This window comes from Rhizobium sp. CB3090, assembly GCF_029714285.1.
GTDB lineage: Bacteria > Pseudomonadota > Alphaproteobacteria > Rhizobiales > Rhizobiaceae > Rhizobium.
In genome coordinates this window covers 199,170-217,422 of record NZ_CP121664.1, presented here as the reverse complement: position 1 = coordinate 217,422, position 18,253 = coordinate 199,170, and the positions used below count along the sequence as shown (strand labels likewise).

General features: G+C 55.0%; 16 protein-coding genes and 3 pseudogenes. 6 read left to right on the top strand and 13 right to left on the bottom strand.

The genetic code is table 11. The features are described 5' to 3' along the window. Positions 1-33 precede the first annotated feature (33 nt). From nodS to QA646_RS27875, 4 genes and pseudogenes are all read right to left on the bottom strand, one after another. Positions 34-751: pseudogene (gene nodS, locus QA646_RS27890) on the bottom strand (nodulation methyltransferase NodS). After that, positions 666-2,027 (bottom strand): chitooligosaccharide synthase NodC, encoded by a 1,362-nt coding sequence (nodC, locus tag QA646_RS27885; protein WP_283060964.1) that lies wholly within the window; start codon positions 2,025-2,027, stop codon positions 666-668. Before nodC ends, nodS begins: the two are co-directional and overlap by 86 nt. Before the next feature lie 11 nt (positions 2,028-2,038). Continuing rightward, on the bottom strand, positions 2,039-2,698 hold the full coding sequence (gene nodB, locus QA646_RS27880; RefSeq protein WP_283060963.1) for a chitooligosaccharide deacetylase NodB: 660 nt from the start codon (positions 2,696-2,698) through the stop codon (positions 2,039-2,041). Further along, positions 2,695-3,285: a NodA family N-acyltransferase gene (locus QA646_RS27875; RefSeq protein ID WP_283060962.1), complete on the bottom strand. Its 591-nt coding sequence runs from the start codon at positions 3,283-3,285 to the stop codon at positions 2,695-2,697. The genes nodB and QA646_RS27875 overlap by 4 nt, the downstream gene beginning before the upstream one ends. Positions 3,286-3,614: 329 nt before the next feature. Here QA646_RS27875 and QA646_RS27870 point away from each other — a divergent pair, with 329 nt between their 5' ends. After that, positions 3,615-4,541 (top strand): LysR family transcriptional regulator, encoded by a 927-nt coding sequence (locus tag QA646_RS27870; RefSeq protein ID WP_283061025.1) that lies wholly within the window; start codon positions 3,615-3,617, stop codon positions 4,539-4,541. Positions 4,542-4,791: 250 nt separating this feature from the next. Here QA646_RS27870 and QA646_RS27865 read toward each other — a convergent pair whose 3' ends face one another. Further along, entirely contained in the window at positions 4,792-5,004 is a 213-nt protein-coding gene (locus tag QA646_RS27865; protein ID WP_283060961.1) for a hypothetical protein, read from the bottom strand. Between the two features lie 116 nt (positions 5,005-5,120). Here QA646_RS27865 and QA646_RS27860 point away from each other — a divergent pair, with 116 nt between their 5' ends. Continuing rightward, complete coding sequence (locus tag QA646_RS27860) at positions 5,121-5,579, top strand: DUF982 domain-containing protein (protein ID WP_283060960.1); 459 nt, start codon at positions 5,121-5,123, stop codon at positions 5,577-5,579. On the opposite strand, the gene QA646_RS27855 is transcribed toward QA646_RS27860, so the two are convergent. After that, positions 5,563-6,108, bottom strand: a complete 546-nt coding sequence (locus tag QA646_RS27855; RefSeq protein WP_349254279.1) for a helix-turn-helix transcriptional regulator — start codon at positions 6,106-6,108, stop codon at positions 5,563-5,565. The genes QA646_RS27860 and QA646_RS27855 overlap by 17 nt on opposite strands. A 793-nt stretch (positions 6,109-6,901) precedes the next feature. Between QA646_RS27855 and QA646_RS27850 the strand changes: the two genes are divergently transcribed. Beyond that, positions 6,902-7,375: a protein psiB gene (locus tag QA646_RS27850; protein ID WP_283060958.1), complete on the top strand. Its 474-nt coding sequence runs from the start codon at positions 6,902-6,904 to the stop codon at positions 7,373-7,375. An 859-nt stretch (positions 7,376-8,234) separates the two neighbouring features. Beyond that, positions 8,235-9,530: a plasmid replication protein RepC gene (gene repC, locus QA646_RS27845; protein WP_283060957.1), complete on the top strand. Its 1,296-nt coding sequence runs from the start codon at positions 8,235-8,237 to the stop codon at positions 9,528-9,530. A 269-nt stretch (positions 9,531-9,799) separates the two neighbouring features. Here repC and QA646_RS27840 read toward each other — a convergent pair whose 3' ends face one another. Then, complete coding sequence (locus QA646_RS27840; RefSeq protein ID WP_283060956.1) at positions 9,800-10,267, bottom strand: helix-turn-helix domain-containing protein; 468 nt, start codon at positions 10,265-10,267, stop codon at positions 9,800-9,802. A 769-nt stretch (positions 10,268-11,036) separates the two neighbouring features. Between QA646_RS27840 and QA646_RS27835 the strand changes: the two genes are divergently transcribed. After that, positions 11,037-11,294, top strand: coding sequence for a hypothetical protein (locus QA646_RS27835; RefSeq protein WP_283060955.1), 258 nt, complete (start codon positions 11,037-11,039; stop codon positions 11,292-11,294). Positions 11,295-11,487: 193 nt separating this feature from the next. On the opposite strand, the gene QA646_RS27830 is transcribed toward QA646_RS27835, so the two are convergent. The 3 genes from QA646_RS27830 to QA646_RS27820 all read right to left on the bottom strand — a co-directional run bounded on the left by QA646_RS27830 (position 11,488) and on the right by QA646_RS27820 (position 14,763). After that, a complete protein-coding gene (locus tag QA646_RS27830; RefSeq protein ID WP_283061024.1) occupies positions 11,488-12,144 on the bottom strand; it encodes a helix-turn-helix domain-containing protein in 657 nt (218 codons plus the stop codon). Between the two features lie 506 nt (positions 12,145-12,650). After that, positions 12,651-13,271, bottom strand: coding sequence for a response regulator FixJ (fixJ, locus tag QA646_RS27825; protein ID WP_283061023.1), 621 nt, complete (start codon positions 13,269-13,271; stop codon positions 12,651-12,653). After that, positions 13,258-14,763 carry an ATP-binding protein gene (locus QA646_RS27820; protein ID WP_283061022.1) on the bottom strand — a complete coding sequence of 502 codons (1,506 nt, stop codon included), beginning with the start codon at positions 14,761-14,763 and terminating at the stop codon, positions 13,258-13,260. The genes fixJ and QA646_RS27820 overlap by 14 nt, the downstream gene beginning before the upstream one ends. A gap of 235 nt (positions 14,764-14,998) precedes the next feature. Between QA646_RS27820 and hemN the strand changes: the two genes are divergently transcribed. Further along, a complete protein-coding gene (gene hemN, locus QA646_RS27815; protein ID WP_283061021.1) occupies positions 14,999-16,351 on the top strand; it encodes an oxygen-independent coproporphyrinogen III oxidase in 1,353 nt (450 codons plus the stop codon). Positions 16,352-16,506: 155 nt separating this feature from the next. Here the strand turns inward: hemN and QA646_RS27810 are convergent, their stop codons facing one another. From QA646_RS27810 to thiO, 3 genes and pseudogenes are all read right to left on the bottom strand, one after another. Next, entirely contained in the window at positions 16,507-16,731 is a 225-nt protein-coding gene (locus tag QA646_RS27810) for a hypothetical protein (RefSeq protein WP_283054684.1), read from the bottom strand. A gap of 292 nt (positions 16,732-17,023) precedes the next feature. Next, positions 17,024-17,185, bottom strand: a pseudogene (thiS, locus tag QA646_RS27805) (sulfur carrier protein ThiS). Next, positions 17,176-18,149 (bottom strand): annotated as a pseudogene (gene thiO, locus QA646_RS27800) (glycine oxidase ThiO). Before thiO ends, thiS begins: the two co-directional pseudogenes overlap by 10 nt. Positions 18,150-18,253: the final 104 nt, after the last annotated feature.

Below are 18,253 nucleotides of genomic sequence, written 5' to 3'. Positions count from 1 at the left end.
GTCTCCATGTCTAAGGGTCGAAACTTCGATTGATCAGGAACAGGAAACGGGATTGCGGAAGCGGACGAGCAAGCAGTCTTCATTGTCCGGATCCCCCTGTAGCTCCAGACGCTCTACCTCGACCAACATTTCGGTGAGAATGGCGATGACCGTCTCAGCGCCGGCAGCATGACCCCAGCGCCGGCAATTCGCATCGCGTGCCGAGCCGAAAACCAGATGCCCGCCAGGCGCAAGCATGCGAAGCAGGTTGCCAACTGCCATTCGCATCTCGGCAATGTCTCCGAGGTAATAAAGAACTTCTGCAACCACGATCAGATCGAAAAGCTCTTCAGAGGAAAACTGTTTAACGTCTGAGACAACCCAGCTGATATGTGCCGGCATGTTCATCCGTCGGCGCGTTCGATCAATCGCTTCTGGCACGACGTCGACAACTGTGAGGCGCCGGCAGTGTGGCGCCAGTTTTTCCGTGAAGGCGCCGGCCGCACACCCGACTTCGAGTGCATTTGCGATGGGGCCTTCGGCAAGCGACAGCAGGATCATTTGCTCGTGACGCTTGCGTTCGAACGGATTACCGTCGAGGCGCCACGGATCGTCTTCAGCCAGTTCGCGATTTAAAAGTTGATAATTGTCGTGCATTTTCAAGCCCGTCTACCTTGATAAAGCAATCATTGCTGGTCGGTGCAAATGCCGTCATATGCCATCGATCTGGTCGCATCTCTCGCAAGATTGTGCCGGCGAAGCGGAGCTTCATTTTCCTGTAATTCTCGTGGGCTTGATCCGGCAATCGGGTCTTGGATGGCATCGAGCTTTTCATTCTTGTCTGGTGCTTTGGCAGCAGAGCCGCGCGACAACCAATCGCTATTGCTCAACGTACAGAGCGCGTAGGCCTTCAAGGGCAGCAGGAAAAAGATGTTGAGGAAGGTATGCAGCGAGAATCCGATAAATCGTAATTGGCGGGCACGGACCGCTGCGACGCTGCAGCGGATCATGGTCATCGATGCGATCATCAGGCATGTCCACCAGGGCACGGTGCCGGTGAGTGCGAACTGCGCTAGTCCGGTTAGCACCGACAGGGCGAGCAAGAGCGGTCCAAGGTTCTGACCAATCACGTCCAAAGTGAGAAAACGGTCAAGACCAGGCAGAAGGTTCATTGCAAGCAACGTGTCGCGGAAAGTGCTGCGTGCCCAGCGAAGTTGCTGACGCAGATAAGGGCGCAGCTTGTTTGGAACAACAGTTGCCGCGATGGCGGTTGGAACATATTCGGTTCGAAATCCAGCTTTCAGCATGAGGATTGTAAGATGACGATCCTCGCCGAAGTCGCTTCGCTTTCCCCGGAACATTTGCGTTTCGTACTGGTCAAGTAGCATCGTGAGCGCAGTCCGGCGGTACATGGCGCATGGACCACAGCAGCACATGACAGCACCGAAACGGGCCTGTGCCGCCCGCTCCTCATTACAGGCCAGCCAGTATTCCATATCGATCAAACGGGTCAACCAGGTCTCGTGGCGGTTGTTCGCAGCCAGCTGGCCCATAGCCGCGCCAATCGCCGGATCTTGCATCTTGAGTGCAAGTTTCATGACGACGTCTGAGGCGAGAATGGTGTCGGAGTCGACGTTGAGGACCAAATCTCCAGAGGAACGGCGTATCGCCGCTATCTGCGCCTTGCGCTTTCCAACATTCTCCTTGAGCAGAATGAATGTGAATCTTGGATCGCGTGCAAATGCCGTGTGAACGGGCGTGATGGCGTCGCGATTGCTGGAACCGTCATCAACCACATAGACATTCAGATCCCCGGCGTATTCTTGCTGCGCGATGGACTCAAGGCAATCCCAAAGAGTGCCCGGATCCTCGTTGAAAGAGGGTATAATGACATCGACGCTCGGCCAATGCGCCGAGCCGATCGGCTCTGCCGACGTCGATGGTTCATCGGTCGGCCGAGCATAAACGACCTGCATGCTTTTATAAGCCGTCGAGAGCAGCGCATAAAGCGAGATAGCGGCAGTGCTGGTTGTGTCGAGCAGATTCATGGATATCGCTTTCAGTGATGTTGAGGAAGCGAGCGGATTACAAATCCGCGGTCGCGCACGACTGGGATGATGCGAGAGAGTGCCATGATGGTATGATGGCGCAGACTGCTATCTGTGCTCGGCTCTGCCTCGCTTGGAGGGCATCCATCGTGCAAGAGCACGATTGCCCCGGGACGAATAGAGGCGAGCACTGCATCGACAATCGCATCGACGCCAGGACGAGACCAGTCTAGGGGGTCCACCGACCAGTGGACGGCCGCCAACCCTGCGCTCGCCGACACGGAAAGAACGTCTTGGGTCCAGCTCCCATAGGGAGCGCGCATGTATTGCACCGACGCCTGCGGACATGCAGTCCTGATAGCCCTGCTCGCCTCGGATATCTCATGTTCTATTTCGCTGGCGCTGCAATTGGACAGGTCCGGGTGGGTCATCGTGTGATTGGCGACCTTGTGCCCTTCTGCGATCATTCGTTGGATGAGTTTCGGCCGCTCGGCCGCGTAAGTTCCGATAACGAAGAAGGTTGCGGGCACCTGATGTTGCGCCAGCACATCGAGGACCTCCGGCGTACAGAAGGGATGAGGTCCGTCGTCAAACGTCAGATAGATGCTCGGCTGATCGATAGCTTCAGCGCACGCATCGGGCATTTCGTATAAGCAATCGAGGTGCGTCATAGCTCTGGCCCGTTCCGATCAATCGTCGTGCCAGTAGGCCAATCGGACATGGACCGACCAATCGGCAGCACGATAACAAGCGCGTCTTCGATGCGCGTGGGCGGCTTGTCGAGGCGCGCCTCTGGGAGAGTTGACCGCACGCGAATGCCCGACAAAATCGTCAGCGGACCGTGTCGGCCGAACCTCTCAACATGTTTTTGCAAGGCGGGCCGAACCGTGCCGAATGCAAACGGGACGGCGAGCTCCTGCAATACCGGAAGCATGGCGTGGATAGAATGCCCGAGCCCTAACCCCTCGAGATCCCGACGTACGCCATATAGTCCGAGCTCCCCCACTAACTGATCGGTTGTGCCAACTTTTATAAATCGGCGTAGCAAGCCCATATGAGCCGCGACACCATTAGCATCATAGCCGATGAGGCGAAGTTCGGGCCTTGCTCCCGCCCAGCTTCGACTGCCCTCGAATGGTTTTGCATTAAAGGCCCCGGTTGGCCCATAGGTCATCCGAAAGAAGTCGGCGAGCTCGACATGCTCGACGAGTTCCAACTCGTTTTCCCAGCACAGTCTCCACCGCACCTTTGAGCGCATGCAAAGACCTCCTTTTCTTGCTGTAGTTCTGAGGGAAACACCGTGTGATTGCAGCAATGGCTTCGTCTTCCGCACGTCATACGCGCCATTGACGACCGCAGCGACAAACAATCGTGATAGTAGAGCCTTTCTCTTCCACTCGCGTCTGAGATGATCAACTCTCCCAATACTTCCGACCTTCCTCAGTCGTTCGTAAGCTTGCGCCGATGTACTCGTCTGCTAATCGACATACTTGTCAGGTTATCGACATTTTTCTCATGCACTATCACGCCGAATCGGTAAAATTGATTGTTTGGATGGCAACCATCCACATCTTGGATGACGGAAAAATGCGTTTTAAAGGACTGGACTTAAATCTTCTTGTTGCGCTGGACGCATTGATGACGGAGCGTAATCTTACGGCCGCGGCACGCAGCATCCACCTCAGCCAGCCGGCGATGAGTGCCGCTGTTGCCCGATTACGTGTCTATTTCGAGGATGAACTGTTTACGATGAATGGTCGTGAACTTGTCCTGACACCGCGTGCGGAAGGGCTCGTTTCGGCCGTCCGTGAAGCTTTGCTGTATATTCAGCTCTCCATCATTTCCTGGGAGCCGTTTGACCCTTTTCAATCGGATCGCCGTTTCAAGGTCAGCCTTTCCGATTTCCTCACACTCGTGTTTATGGAAAAGGTCGTGAAGCGTGCTGCGCGGGAAGCCCCAGGCGTGAGCTTCGAATTTCTGCCCCTCGCCGATGACTATGACGAGCTTCTGCGCCGTGGCGAAGTCGATTTTGTCATTCTCCCGGAAGTGTTCATGCCAACTGGGCATCCTCGAGCGAAACTGTTCGATGAGACACTCGTTTGCGTGGGCTGTCGCACTAACCAAGAGCTATCACAGCCGCTTACATTCGATAGATACATGTCCATGGGGCATGTCGCGGCCAAATTCGGGAATTCACGAAGGCCCTCAATCGAAGAATGGTATTTGCTCGAACACGGTTTCAAGCGACGTATCGAGGTCGTCGTGCAGGGCTTCAGCATGATCCTGCCCGTTCTGTCCAATACCAATCGCATAGCGACCGTGCCGTTGCGACTGGCGCAACATTTCGCCAGAATTCTGCCTCTTCGCATCATGGACCTTCCACTGCCACTTCCCCCATTCATAGAGGCCGTTCAATGGCCTGCGCTTCAAAACAGTGATCCGGCAAGCCTGTGGATGCGCGGGATCTTATTGCAGGAAGCATCGCGCCTTGCCTTACCGTCCGAAGAGCATTGAGCGCGGATATGCCTGCTGGAGCCCATCTGAAGCGGAGCACTGGTTAGCGCTGATATGCGCTTTGGATGGTGCAATAAGCGTGGAATACGCGCCTATTGAGAAGTACCGATACGGCCTAGCGACACTTCTGGTGCGGCGCCCCACACCTCCGTTGCCAGCTATGCGAAAACCGTCAATTGGTATACGGACGTCGTCGAAAATTATGCCGATGCCCGTTGGATCCTTCGGCATACTGGAGAGGGCATTGCGATCATTTCTGTCTCAAGTGAGCAGCAATCATATCGCGATTGACGTTCTGTATCAGCAGCGTTTCGTAAAAAACTGTCAGAATGTTTTCCGCCAATTCCGTGTCCAAATGTTGCATACGAAGGACAGTCACCTTTCGCTCCTGCCGTGAAACCTGTTCTTCACTTTCTGCGATATGGCGATCCACGATATCAAGGTCGGCTTGAGTGAATATCATTTACTTTCTCCCTGAGCTCGGTGTCCCTGGGAAGTTGCCACCAGCATTGAAGCGCTCCCTGCGCTGCGTCGGAACCCAGTTTAGCGATCGCGGTTCGGTAGTGGGAGGAAATGAAGATGACACTACAATGGTGGACGCTGCCAGTGACGATCGAACCGCCCCGGGTTGGCCAATATCTTATCATAAACAGTGCGGACAAGGCAGCAGAATACATGTTGGAAGAGTGGCCGGGAAACCAAGCCGGTAAGTTCTTTGACCAAGCCAAACAAGCACTCATTGATGCGCATGATGGCAAAATCTCTGCCGACGAAGCGCGGCGAGCATTCTTGGCTGAAGCCGAAGAAGCTGGATACCGTTCTTTAATCAATGCTGACGCGGCTGAAAACGCGCGTAAGTATGGCGGTTTCCCTGCCGCGTTTTTTTGGAAGGCGGCGAGAGTAGGAACGCTCCTGAATCGGCCGGTTTCACCGCATGGCGCCTTCCGTTTCCTGCGCAACATCGCAAAGCCCAGAAGAACCGTCATGATGGATCTACTCCAATCGGCGCGACGTCTTTCCGTCATTTGCTGCCGTTAATTTGGTTTCCGATTGCGATTTCGACAGCATTGCGGCATTCAGGGTCGTCCGCCGCCTGGCCATCATTTTCGCCGCAGGTCTCGCCTATGCGACCTAACAAGCTGAACACATCCCGCAAAGTCTCTTCGTCGAAAGTCCTCAATTTTTCGATTGATGCCAATAGCAGAACCGCTTTGGCTTCGGTCCCACCCCACAGATGGGGTGCTGCTGGCGCGATAATTTCCTCCGGAGTGGCGTCCAGAACCTCACAGAGATGAATCAGCCGGCACACCGTCAGACGGGAGACTTTATTTTCGTAGCGACCGTAAACCTGTTCGCTGAGACCAAGCAAGGGCGCCAGTTTCGAGCGAGGCAGTTTTCGTCTGTCGCGGGCGCCGCGAAGACTGGTGCAGATCTGTTCTTCCAGTTCCGCGCTAAGCGCAATTCGCCCGTCAAAGGGCTTCCGATAGACTGGTTTGTCTATGCGTGGGTCAACGACCTGCTGTAAACCGAGTTCTTTAATCCATTGCTTCAAAGATGGACCTGTCATTGCTGAGACTGAAGGTTATCGCACAAGACCTCTTTTATACGGAAAAATGTTCAGGTTAAAACCTATAACGTTGCATTTTTGATCTTTTTTGGCGCAGCTTTCTATCAAGCGAGTTCGTGCCACGTGTGTTGATTCTTGATATTATCCTTATTTTTCAATCCATAAAGAAAGCGACACCAGCCTCTCTTGGTGCCAGAGCGTGCAAACATCGCGCCAAATTGGGTTATCATCATAACCCGAAAGGGACCGACTTGCATGGCGTTTCCGACGGATCCAATTTCGTGAGAAACGCACCAAATGCCATTTTCTAGACTCTGTAGCGTGGCCAAAACGGCTCTCTGCCGCTTGGGTCTGATGGTCGACATACGGGAAAGCGACGCCCCGGTCACAAGTCTGCACAAGCGATCCAGTTCACACAGCACTACCCACCCAGCAGGACTACTGAAAATTGCATATTCAATTTAAGCATGCGCCGACTAACATACTGCTTTTCAACTTTTCGCTAAAAAAACGCAAAATATATTTGGCGCGCCTTCAGGCTTTCTCGCGCCAGAAATCCTGTGAAATACCAGCCTTAGCCATCTGATTTCACCGCAACTCTTTCGAATCTCACCGCCCTGGAAAGCTATCCAGATTACGAAACGCGTGCCAAATTGGCGCAGACGGCATTTACAGCGCCTTTTGAAATCAGCATATTGCGCCGCGTCGCCGCTATCTAGGGTTGGTGTCAATGACCCTCTCTTCTCGCTCATCTCTGTGGGCACGAGATCGCTTCAAATAGAAGGCCAAACAAATGAAAAATATCGCGTACGTGTTAGAGTCGGACACCGCCCTTTTTCGGGCGGTTGAGCTTCAGGACGGATGCAGCATTGCTCCGATCTATGACTTGATTGGTAGCAGGCTGATCGAGATGATCCGCTTTGACGATATGCACTCGCTGTTCTTAGACGAAGAAGCGTTGCGTGATGGGCTAACCGCCTTTACGATCTTTGACGGCTATCCAAAGCCTCTGGCGGGGAAAATTGTCCTTGTGGGAGGCGACGGCGGACAGCCTTATCGTTCCCCATTGATCACGATTGCAGATGCGGCCGCACGTTTCCAATGTTGCCGGCCGGTGCTCGATCCAGTCTTTGTCACGGCTGACGATATGACGCCAAAGGGCCTTATACTTGCCGGGGCACTGGCAAGCTTGCAAGTCCGCATTGATCGTCGCTCTCCTATGCTCGAAGAGAGCGCAACTTGCGAAAACCGCGGCTTGATACAATAAATCCGACCGCCACGCTCACGAACGTTCGCGCGGGCGTGGCGGCAAAGGCTTAAGTACTCGGTTTCAACTGACTCACAAAGCGGCAATCCCTTGATGAACCTGCTGCGGTGGCGCTTCAGCTCAACATGCTGAGAGATCTCAGGGGGCTCCGCAAAACGCGCACACCGTTCGCAGGTCTGAGATCGCGACCCCACGCACCTCAGGTAATCATCGCTCCAGGAGATTAGATCTCAAAACCCAACGGGGGATGGAGTTTACGTCGACCGCGGACGGCACAATCGTCCCGCCTCTTCTGATAGCCCCCGGGGTCGATAATGACCAGTCGGGAAAGCGGGCCATCGCTATTCATCCAACCATCCACATTTCGCACTCTGATCCTCAACGGCAAGTGCCGCAGCAGCATTGCGTTTTCGGTCACGCGTCTTGGCTCAATGTCTGAGCACCCGGCAAATTTTCGAACTCTTGTCCACAAGGCGAACCAAATAGGATCGGCCGAAACTGCATCGAAATTGCGCTCTGATTTTATTATATCTATCGATATCAAATACTTAATTTACAGATTGTCCGGCTGCGACCTCAAGTAGCAGCTCAAATTCGTACATATCTTGCGCCAAATTGATTTGTTGAGATATGCTTTTTCTCGTATTGACCGCAAACATCCCGACGAGTGGGTCGGGTTTGAAATGGAGAGACAAAACCGGCCAGAAAAAGAAAACCGCTCCCGAAGAAATCCGGAAGCGGGTCTGTAAGAGAATAAATTAGCCAAAACCTTTCTCGCAGACCCTTCCTTCCTTGTCAACAAAAAACACCAATTTGGTGAACGGCGGAGCTTTGCCTGGTCCCGAATGGAGACGAGGACATGGAAGATATAACCACCTGCCAGCGGCCGGTCGGCCGTAAGATCACGCCTCAAAGGGCCGAATTCCGCCGCTTGGCAAAATCGGCAGAAATCGGAATGGTGACACGTGCCCAATTGGCGGTGCTTGCTCAAAACCTGACCTGCACAGGCCTGATAAATGGAACGGAAAGCCATCTGTTGCTGATATTGATCAACACCGCCCCCGCCGATGCTTTCGAAAAGTCGGGGCGGCCAATAGTGTTCAAATCGAACCGACAATTGGCGTTTGAGGTCGGGCGTTCAGTCGGTCGGGTCAGTCGAATGCTCTCCAGGCTTTTCGATCTGGGTTTGATCACGATGCAGGACAGTGGAAACTATAAGCGATATCCTATCAGAAACAGTGATGGCGACATAACAGACGGATGCGGGGTCGACCTTCGAATACTGATCCTGCGATATGGCGACCTTAATCGCCTCGTAAAAGATATCCGAGCGGAGAAGAAGGCGACCGAAGCCGCGTTGCGACGATATCGCGGCGCGTTGCGCAATATCCGTTATGCCCTCGCCGTTGCCGGTGATGTAAGTGCGACGGTGCGCCAACGCGTCGCCGACCGCGTCGAGCGCATCAGTAATTATATCGGAATTGCGGCCAAAGCGTCCAACCGGATGCTGCGTCGTGCGACTTTCCTTCTTGAATGGTCTATGGACCGACTGATGCACCTTGACCCGCGACCTCAAGACCAACTGGGGGCAGTTAAAACGACATGCTTACGTGTCGAAAACGACATGCAGAAACAGACTACACTTCCCTATCAATCAGAACGTAGTAATGTTCGAGAGGGTTGGGCTCATGTCGGACAACACAGTTTTCCAAAAGCCGACGCCGCCAGCAGATCGGCTTTTGCACATACCGCGACGCGTCGACCAGGCTCAGTCAGTGAGCGGGAGCCTCAGCGGCAGGCTCTACTTGCGCTTAAGGATATCTTGCGGGCGACACCGGCGCTCGGGGAGCTTGGATGCACCCCAAAAAACTTCCAGGAGCTTGTTCGTCTGACTCCGATGTTGTGCCGTTTCGCCGGGATCTCAGAGGATGCCCGTCGCGGCGCCGTCGCGACAATGGGCGAAAGACAAGCAGCAGTGGCGGTGGCAGTTACTCTTGAAAAAGCAAATCGGAGGGAGGTCAGTTCGCCTGGGGGATATCTGCGCGCAATGGCCGAGCGCGCAGCCGCGGGCCGATTACATCTTACCCGCTCGGTCTTCGGTCTGGCGGCTCGCCGCGACCTTGAGGAAAGCACTCGAATCGCCGGGCAAACTTAACTGGTGGGTCACGCTTTTAAGAGGTGCAGCGTTCTAGTCGACACTGTTCATGCGCCACGATCAAAGCGATCGACGATATCGGCGCATGCGGCGTCCAACCGGAAAACGAGTAAGTGAAGGATCCACGCTTCTATGTTTACGTCGCCTGGTTCCCTCAGAAAGATGATCATGGAAACTACATCTGCGGCGAGATCGTCGGTGAAGACCGACGCTGGCCGTTGGCGGGGTGCCCATTAAACAAGTCGAACATACCCGCGATTAATGTCTCATCAGCTCCCGCTATCTTGGGGCATAATACGCTTCAACAGCCGAACGAGATCGCGCGTTGCGTCGCTCGGAAGGGTTCTGATAATTCGATCCAGAGTGAGACGATCCTCGGCTTCCTCAGGCGTGCGCCCCCAAAGATGAGGTGCCGCTTCATAGAGCATGTCTATGGGCATGAAACCGAGAATCTCACAGAGATGGATCATTCGGGTGACCGTCATTTTTGAAAACGCCCGCTCGTAACGTCCGTAAACGGGTGTCGACAGGCCGAGCATTGGCGCAAGATCCGCGCGAGAGAGGCCTTCGGCCTCGCGCGTTTTTTTTAAAAATGCGCTGATCAGTTCTTCCATATTCCCTAATGTCGCAACGTTCCCGTCAAAACCGGGCTTGCGGTAGATCGGCTTGTCGACTTCCGGATCGGTGGTATCCACCAGGCCTCTCGAACTTTTGTAACTTTCTAGATCTTGCGTCACCGCCTGTCCCTATTTTTTCAACAATCGCCGGTCAGGGTGGATCACCTTGAACGGACTTGAACTGCTTGCCTTTGCCACTTTGCGGTCGTCTTCTGTCCCTTCCGAAAGGAGATATCAGGTTATAACAACTTTAAAGAGTTTAGCCAATTTGCTTCAATAATCCGATGCACGCTGAAGTCAAATCACGGCTGTGAGATCGGCGGTCAGATCAAATCAGCGACAAACGATTACTCGCTGCGACAATCTTCAAGCCATCACGATCACCTTGAAATGCAGCCAAAATTCGCGAATACACCCTGAAGCTCCTCAATGGAACCAGCGGCAATCGTCATTGGTTCCGATGTGAACGGCCGAGCCAACGGTCGACGCATCTTCGCGTCCGCTTATATCCCATTTGGTTATGAGGAAAAGCAGGATGGTACCGTGGTGATGGTTTTCCCCAGAGAGCCTTATCGATTATCCCTCTCCGGTTGTTGCGTGAAACCAAGCCATTTCTGATGGCCGGCTTGCTCGCGCGAAGCGGACGGGACAGCGCGTGTCTTCAAAGGACGAAACCGGTCGGCCAGCGCATCGTAAAAGCTCGCAGAGCGTCAAAGCGAAAGGCTTACTGAGGGCTTTCTTGGGGCTGGGCGGCTATGGGGGAGGCGCTCGTCTTCTCTGGTTGGTATCGGCCATGCCGTGCCGGAAAATGCCGGGATTGAATCGGGCTCGGCCTAGGACCCGGCTCAATCGAGCGCCGGACCGGCATCCCCGCGCCACGGCGTTGACTATGCCGAGACGCTCAGCGGCTACTATCGGCGCCGTCGTGTTGGCGCCGTCAGGCAATAGGAAGAAGGCCATTCTCGACGTGGATCTCGCCGTGGACGACAGCCGCTACGATCTGATCTCCATTCCGGCTGGCGGCAGCACCTGGCTCTTCGCTCCGGGCACGGTGGCGGAGGATTTCCTGATGATGATGCGGGACGGTCGTGCCGCCTCAGGCGAATGCCCGAATGTTCGACATCGTTGCCGACAGCATCGGCATTGATATCCGCAAAACTCCTGCTGACAGCACGGAAGGTGGCCGTCGTCCTACGGTCGCGCCATAAGTTCCAGGCAAGGACCGGAAACAAGCTGACGTGGGCCCGCCACACCATGTCCCACAAATGAGATGCGCGAGCGCAATGGCGATTTTTCAGCCCGAAGGCTGCAACGTCCTGCATTGCACAGGTCGCGTCAAACTAAGATAGTCGGGCAACATGGCCCGAGAGCGAACGAAGTGCCTCGGGCTTCCTAATGTCGACCATTCGCGCATGTCGCAGGCTGATTATGCTTTGCTCCTTCAACTCGCTCATGGCACGCGATACCGTCTCGATGGTCAAGGCGAGATAGTCTGCAATGTCCTGCCGCGACATGGCCAATCTAAACTGTCGTGTGCCTCCCAGGCGCTCGCAGAGATCCAGCAAAAATACTGCGACCCGTTCAATCGCAGACTGCCGTCCGATAAGCAGAAGGTGTTCCTGAGCGCGTTCCATAGCTTCAAGAGCAAACGCAAGGAGTTCCGGCAAATGATGCTGGGCAGGGCCCTGTTCAAACGCGACTATCCTTGTCAGGGCGAGCGCTTCGGCAAAATAGCGATGCTGAGCGCCGGCTTCCAAGCCGAACATTTCCCCCGCGACATGGAAGGAAACGACCTGCCTCCCCCCGTTGGGAAGGATACGACATATCCGAACAGCTCCGGCAGAAACCTGATAGCACTTTTCGACGTTCCCGCCCTGGGCGTATATCTCTTGGCCGCGCTCATATGTCACGACGAGGTGCGCTCCCGGAATTTGCGGCCCCACAATTTTCGCCGGCGTGATCGAAGTCTGTGCTGCAGGCATTAATTTGGGATGCATCTCGTATTCCCCATGTTCCAGGGCAAGATTGCCGGTTCTTATGGGAGCGATAAATTCGGTTTCATCACTAAGGGTAAACACTTAAACGGCATCTCGTACGGTTCGCCGGCGCTTTATTCCGATCCCTTTCGACGGGTATTCATCACAAGAGGCAGCGGCTCGTCGTCCTCATAAGAATCGTATCGCCGGGTCAGAAGGACCATACGGCCAGTTATTCGGTAAAGATTTCGATTCGACGCGCAGGAGGGCGCTCCCTGCGAAGTCCGCGGAAACGCTACCGAAGTTACCGCTTTTGTGGTTCCGTCTTCGCTGGTAGAGAGCGTTTTTTGGTTTCAGCCCAAGACATTGCGGAACTTGGGCGCATATCCTTCAACCCGCGAAGGCTAAGGAACTCGGCGATGACGACCAAATACAGAGTTTCTGGAAAAACGGATGCCATGACGCGACCTTTTCCGTTCGGAGGATTCCGGCAGGACGCCGAATACGGCGAGATCAACGCCACGAAACTAGAAGGGTCCATCCGCTACCGCAACAGCCATACGGACGAGATGCGGGAGGCTTTTCGCTCTCATTTTCGCCATGACGCGGGCGCGATGAACCTCCACCGTGCGGCGGCTAATATTCAGATCATGTGCGATCGACTTGTTCGGAAGGCCGGCCACGACGGCAAGAAGCACTTGGCGCTCCCTCTCGCTCAAGGTTTGGACGCGCGCTTGAATGGCGAGGATCTCGTCGGCGTTAGTGTCAAAAACATGTAAATGGTCCGACGCTCGTTCGATCGCCTCGATGATAACGGCATCCTGGCAGGGTTTCTCTATGAAGTCGACTGCACCGGCTTTCATCGCCTCAACTGCCATGGGCACATTGCCATGTCCGCTGATTACGATTGACGGAATCGAGATCTTTTTCACACTAAGCTGACGGATGAGATCGATACCCGACATCTCAGGCATTCTGAGATCCGTAACAAGAATTCCGTTGTGGATGCTCGGGGCAAAGGAAAGAAATAAGGCGCCCGATTGATGCACCTTGACGGCATAGCCGTTCGTGGCCAGCATGAAGGCAAACGATTTGCGCACCGGCTCTTCGTCATCGACAATATGGATCGTATAGTCAGTTGTTTTCATACGTTTGTCCTTCCGCATAGGCGGGAAGCGTGAACTGGAAAGTAGCTCCGCCAGCCGCGTTTTTCGAGACTGTCATTTCACCTCCATGGGCCTCGACAATACGTTTCGAGATCGCAAGGCCTACACCCATTCCAGTTGGTTTTGTCGTGACGAATGGCTCGAAGAGCTCCGCGGCAATTTCCTCCGGAATGCCATCGCCGGTGTCTTCCACAATAACGGCGACTTCACCCTCCTGCGTGGGCATCGTGCGGATTGTAAGCTCACGATGCTCGACGTGGCGCATAGCTTCTATGGCGTTTCGCATCAAATTGATGATGACCTGTTCGACCTGAACACGATCGACCATCACCATCTCAGCGCCGGGCACATATTCGAATACAGTCCTGATGCCGTTTTCTCGGGAACCGACAAGCGCAAGAACGCCTGCCTCCTCCACCAGCGTGCGAATGTTTTCGAGGGCCTTTTCCGTTTCACCTGTCGTTACGAACTCTCTGAGATGTCTGATAATTTTTGCCGCTCTAAGGGACTGACTTTCAATCTCCTCCAAAGCGTTTCTCATGCCCGTTGGGACACTGTTGTTCATGTCGCTCAAGAGCTTCGTACACCCGCAAGCATAATTTGCGATCGCCGACAGCGGTTCGTTCAGCTCATGCGCAAGGGCGGATGCCATTTCGCCCATCTCGCTCAGGCGGGCCAATCTTGCCAATTCCGCCTCGATTCGCTGCTGGTGAGCAGCAGCTTCTTCCCGCTCCGTAAGGTCTCTTAGGAAGGCGATGAAAAATAAGTCACCACCCGATTCCAGCCGGCTCACGGTAAATTTGAGGGAAAACGTCGATCCGTTCTTCCTGCGTCCGACAACCACTTGATCTTCGAAAACGCACTTTTCGCCGGTTCCAAGTTGCCATTGCAGATGGTTACCGTGGTCGGCACGATAAGGGTCAGAAATCAGCAGTCGCAGGTTCGCGCCAACGAGTTCTTGTGCGGCATACCCGAACTGCCGCAAGACGGCTGTGTTGAAGAAAACAATTGCACCATCGCGGGTAGTGATCACCGTCGCATCTGGCATTTTGTCCAATATCGATGTCAGATGCGCAGTGCAGGCTGTGGGGGCAATCTCCCTCTCGATGATGGCGTGTCTTGTCGCCTGCAACGCCTCTCCGAGACAAGCAATCAGAAGCACTGCGACGCCAAAGGAAACCAGTTCAAAGACCGTCGGATCAGCCCCATCGTGCAGCCGCTGAACAAGGACATCAGCACCAAGCGACATGCCGGCCGCGAGGGCAATCGGCTTTACGCCGCCGACGATTGCAACTATGAGAATAGCAGGGATGAACGGCAATAGGTTAAGATCGTCGCTAGTGAACTGCGACAGGGCCAGTCTCAGTGCGAGAACGCCTAATGGAGCAGCGGCAACGATACTATAGGCGACGATCGGTCTGCCCCGCCACCGGACGAACATCCAAGCGAGCCCGCCAGCGCCTCGTGAATGCATTTCGTGGTCTACCAGGGGATAAGGTATTGTCATCATGCCGCACCCCTCGCTGGCAGATCAAAAATAAGCTGCATTCTCGTCATCGACTATGCTGCGCCTCCTTTTGCGTCGACGCCACGATTTTGAAAATAATTCAAAGAAATCCGACGCGCTCTTTGTTGTCGATCAAAGAGCTATGCAAAGCGTGTGCCTAGAATGCCCGCATTCTAGGCCGCACTCCGTAGAAGGATTTCGCATGCGATCGGCACTTGTTGAAAAATACGGCGATGAGCGCCTGCCCCGCTACACCAGCTATCCGACCTCGCCGTGTTTCTCCACCAACGTCGACGATAACACTTATGAGAATTGGCTTACCGCTGGCGCGCTGGAGAAAGCGGCATCGCTTTACGTGCACATACCGTTTTGTCCATCGATATGCTGGTATTGCGGATGTCACACCACGAACGCGCGCGGCAGCCGCCCGATCGTCGACTATCTCAGAATGCTGCGCGAGGAAGTACGCCTTGTGTCCGCAAAGACCGGGGCACCGGTCAGGATCGACCATCTGCATTTTGGTGGAGGAACGCCAACGATCATGGGGCCGAAGAAAATGTTTGAGCTTGTTGAGCTTCTGCACAAGCACTTCGAGTTCACAGGTTCGACCCAAATCGCGTTGGAGATCGATCCGAGGACGCTAGATCAAGAGATGGCGATGGTTCTCGGGGAAGCAGGGGTGCACCGCGCTAGTATCGGGGTACAGACCTTTGATGCGACGGTCCAGAGGGCGATCAACCGCATCCAAAGCAAAGAACAGACAATGAAGGCGGTTTTTCAGCTGCGCCGGGCGCGCATCGCCAGCATCAATTTCGATCTTATGTATGGCCTGCCAAACCAGACGGTTCAATCCTGCATCGAGACGACCAAGGCAGCGATCGAGATGGAGCCTGACCGTTTCGCAGTCTTCGGTTATGCGCATGTACCGTCCTTCAAGAAGCATCAACAGCTGATCGACGAAGCCGCTCTCGCCAATGCGCAAAGCCGTATTTCCCAGGCAAAGGCAATTTCGGAACACCTTGTTGCGGCCGGCTACCGCCGCATCGGGATCGATCATTTTGCGAGGCCGCACGACAGCTTGGCAGCCGCGCAGACAAACGGGCAATTGCATCGCAACTTTCAGGGCTACACGACCGATGCCTGTGAGACGCTTATCGGCTTGGGTTCGTCAGCGATTGGCCGCACGCCAGGCGGCTATGTTCAAAACGAGGTGCTTCCCAATCGTTACGCCAAGCGGATCGCATCCGGACGTTTGGCCACAACGAAAGGCTGGCGCTTGTCGGCCGAGGATCGCCTGCGGGCAAGCATCATCGAGCGCCTGATGTGCGACTTTCAGGTCGACGTCCCGGCGTTGGCCGTCACATACGGTTTTGAGCCACGCGCGCTTCTCGACGGCAACACCAGGCTCGCGGTGCTCGAGAGCGACGGAATAATCGAAAACGCGGGCGGCATCATTCGTTTGCTAGAAGAAGGGCGCTTTTTGATCCGCGCCGTTGCAGCCGCTTTCGATGCCTATGTGAGGGGTCCTGCGCGCCGTTATAGCAAGACGGCCTGAGGTTTCTCTTTGCAACAAAGCAACGGGAGCCCTGCGGCACGTCGGTATACCGCCGGCAAGCCATCTCGCCTTAAGCGACTTGCCGGCCGGCTGGATGAAGAGTTGTTAACAGCCATCTTGCGCATGCCACAGACGAACGCAGATGGAACTCAATGCTAATTTGCCGCAGCTCTTCGAGCGAGCGCCATAACGTAGTCATCTGCGATATCGGCCAAGGTCAAAGCGACCTCCGGCTCCTTCCAACCGGCAGCGACGGCCGTCAGCACGAATTCGCGGAATGCCACGGAAAGCACCTCCTCGCCCTCGATGACGCGATATGGATTATTCGCGTCATGTTGAGGGGCGCCGATCTGTATTGTTGTGGGTCGGTTAGGTTCCATGAGACGTCCCTCTGAAGGTTGACTAGTTGTAGATTTTGTCCTGCATTTCTGTCTTAACTGCACTGCGACTATGCTTATTTTCTAAAATATTAACCGCGGCGTGTCGTTAGCCAGGCATCCCGAATTTTGCCGCAGCGTCCATTTTTGTTTGCTGGTTCAACATTTTTTGGTTTTAGGCATGGGTGCAGTGTCGCGGCGCTTCAGCTCCAAATGCTCGATGGTGTTCAGGGCAGGCCTCGTTGCTGCGATCCATTGCCTTGGTTTTCAGCATCCGCATTCAAGACAATATTCGTCACCACTGCAGCACTGTCCGCCCCTCTCGATCCTCGCGATGAACGAGTTCGCCGTTGACGGCGGTTGCCAGCCAGTCGCCTTCGTAGTCGAGGGCGGCCAAAAGCTACGAAAGCGTCGTAGCGGCGATCGACTGCGCTTCGCCATTAATGATCAGGTGCATTGGAAACTCCTTTGCGTCCGTTCGGAAAAGACGAGATCGGCGGCTTCGGCCGCCATTGTCGGCGCCAGCAAAAAACCGTGGCGATAAAGACCGTTGACGTGGATGACTTTGCCGTCCCGCATCACGCGCGGAAAATTGTCGGCGAAGGCCGGGCGGATGCCTCCCCGGTTTCGACGACGGTGGCGTCCGCAAAGGCCGGATGCAGTGTATAGGCTGCGTTCAGCAGCTCCATCATTGAGCGCGCGGTGATCGGGCCGTCGAATTCGGTCTCGATCATCGTCGCGCCGACCATAAACAGGCCCTCGCCGCGAGGGACGATATAGACGGGAAAGCGCGGATGCAGCAGGCGGATGGGTCTGGCGAGCGTAACCTCCTTCGTATGAAGATAGAGCATTTCGCCACGTACGCCCCGCAGATCGCGACTTTGCCCAATGCGGGCAGCACCTGTGCAATCAACGATATCGGAGAAATCGTCTTCGCTCACATCTTCGTCGGTAAAGGCGACCTCTGCTGACAGCAGCTCTTTCAACGCGCGCAGCGCCTGACGAGGGTTCAGATGAGCTTCACGCTGAAAGAACAGGCCCTTGCGAAAACGCCGCGCAAGGGCGGGATCAAGCTCGGCTACACCGTTTTCGTCCAACCATTCATACCCAGACGTACGGGCCGCAAAGCGGGCGAGTTCGCCCGAATCCCTTTGAGGTGCGACGACCAGTGTCCCTTTGCGGACGACTTGGCCAGGCACGACCGCATCCCACCATTCCACGGCCATTTTCCCCAATGTCATCACTCTCTCGTCGGCGTTTTCCCGTTCGCACCACGGCGCCAGCATGCCGCCGGCGAGCCAGGACGCAGCGCGCCCGAATCCTGGATGCGGGTCGAAGACTGTGACCTGAGCCCCCCGCGCGCAAAGTTCACGTGCTGCTGTTAGGCCGGCAATACCGGCGCCCTTAACGAGAATTCGCAATGTCATGCTCCCATAGGCATATAGAGATCGCCGCCCTTACGGCATTTCGCCGCCATCGCATCCAGGCCCTCCGTTTAGGCATCGGCGTCAATGTCGTGCGATAT

Coding starts and splice junctions, on each gene's coding strand:
- nodC (WP_283060964.1), bottom strand. CDS start 2,027: ATGAATCTGCTCGACACAACCAGCACTGCCGCTATCTCGCTTTATGCG.
- nodB (WP_283060963.1), bottom strand. CDS start 2,698: ATGACGCACCTCGATTGCTTATACGAAATGCCCGATGCGTGCGCTGAA.
- QA646_RS27875 (WP_283060962.1), bottom strand. CDS start 3,285: ATGCGCTCAAAGGTGCGGTGGAGACTGTGCTGGGAAAACGAGTTGGAA.
- QA646_RS27870 (WP_283061025.1), top strand. CDS start 3,615: ATGCGTTTTAAAGGACTGGACTTAAATCTTCTTGTTGCGCTGGACGCA.
- QA646_RS27865 (WP_283060961.1), bottom strand. CDS start 5,004: ATGATATTCACTCAAGCCGACCTTGATATCGTGGATCGCCATATCGCA.
- QA646_RS27860 (WP_283060960.1), top strand. CDS start 5,121: ATGACACTACAATGGTGGACGCTGCCAGTGACGATCGAACCGCCCCGG.
- QA646_RS27855 (WP_349254279.1), bottom strand. CDS start 6,108: ATGACAGGTCCATCTTTGAAGCAATGGATTAAAGAACTCGGTTTACAG.
- QA646_RS27850 (WP_283060958.1), top strand. CDS start 6,902: ATGAAAAATATCGCGTACGTGTTAGAGTCGGACACCGCCCTTTTTCGG.
- repC (WP_283060957.1), top strand. CDS start 8,235: ATGGAAGATATAACCACCTGCCAGCGGCCGGTCGGCCGTAAGATCACG.
- QA646_RS27835 (WP_283060955.1), top strand. CDS start 11,037: ATGCCGAGACGCTCAGCGGCTACTATCGGCGCCGTCGTGTTGGCGCCG.
- QA646_RS27830 (WP_283061024.1), bottom strand. CDS start 12,144: ATGCATCCCAAATTAATGCCTGCAGCACAGACTTCGATCACGCCGGCG.
- fixJ (WP_283061023.1), bottom strand. CDS start 13,271: ATGAAAACAACTGACTATACGATCCATATTGTCGATGACGAAGAGCCG.
- QA646_RS27820 (WP_283061022.1), bottom strand. CDS start 14,763: ATGCATTCACGAGGCGCTGGCGGGCTCGCTTGGATGTTCGTCCGGTGG.
- hemN (WP_283061021.1), top strand. CDS start 14,999: ATGCGATCGGCACTTGTTGAAAAATACGGCGATGAGCGCCTGCCCCGC.
- QA646_RS27810 (WP_283054684.1), bottom strand. CDS start 16,731: ATGGAACCTAACCGACCCACAACAATACAGATCGGCGCCCCTCAACAT.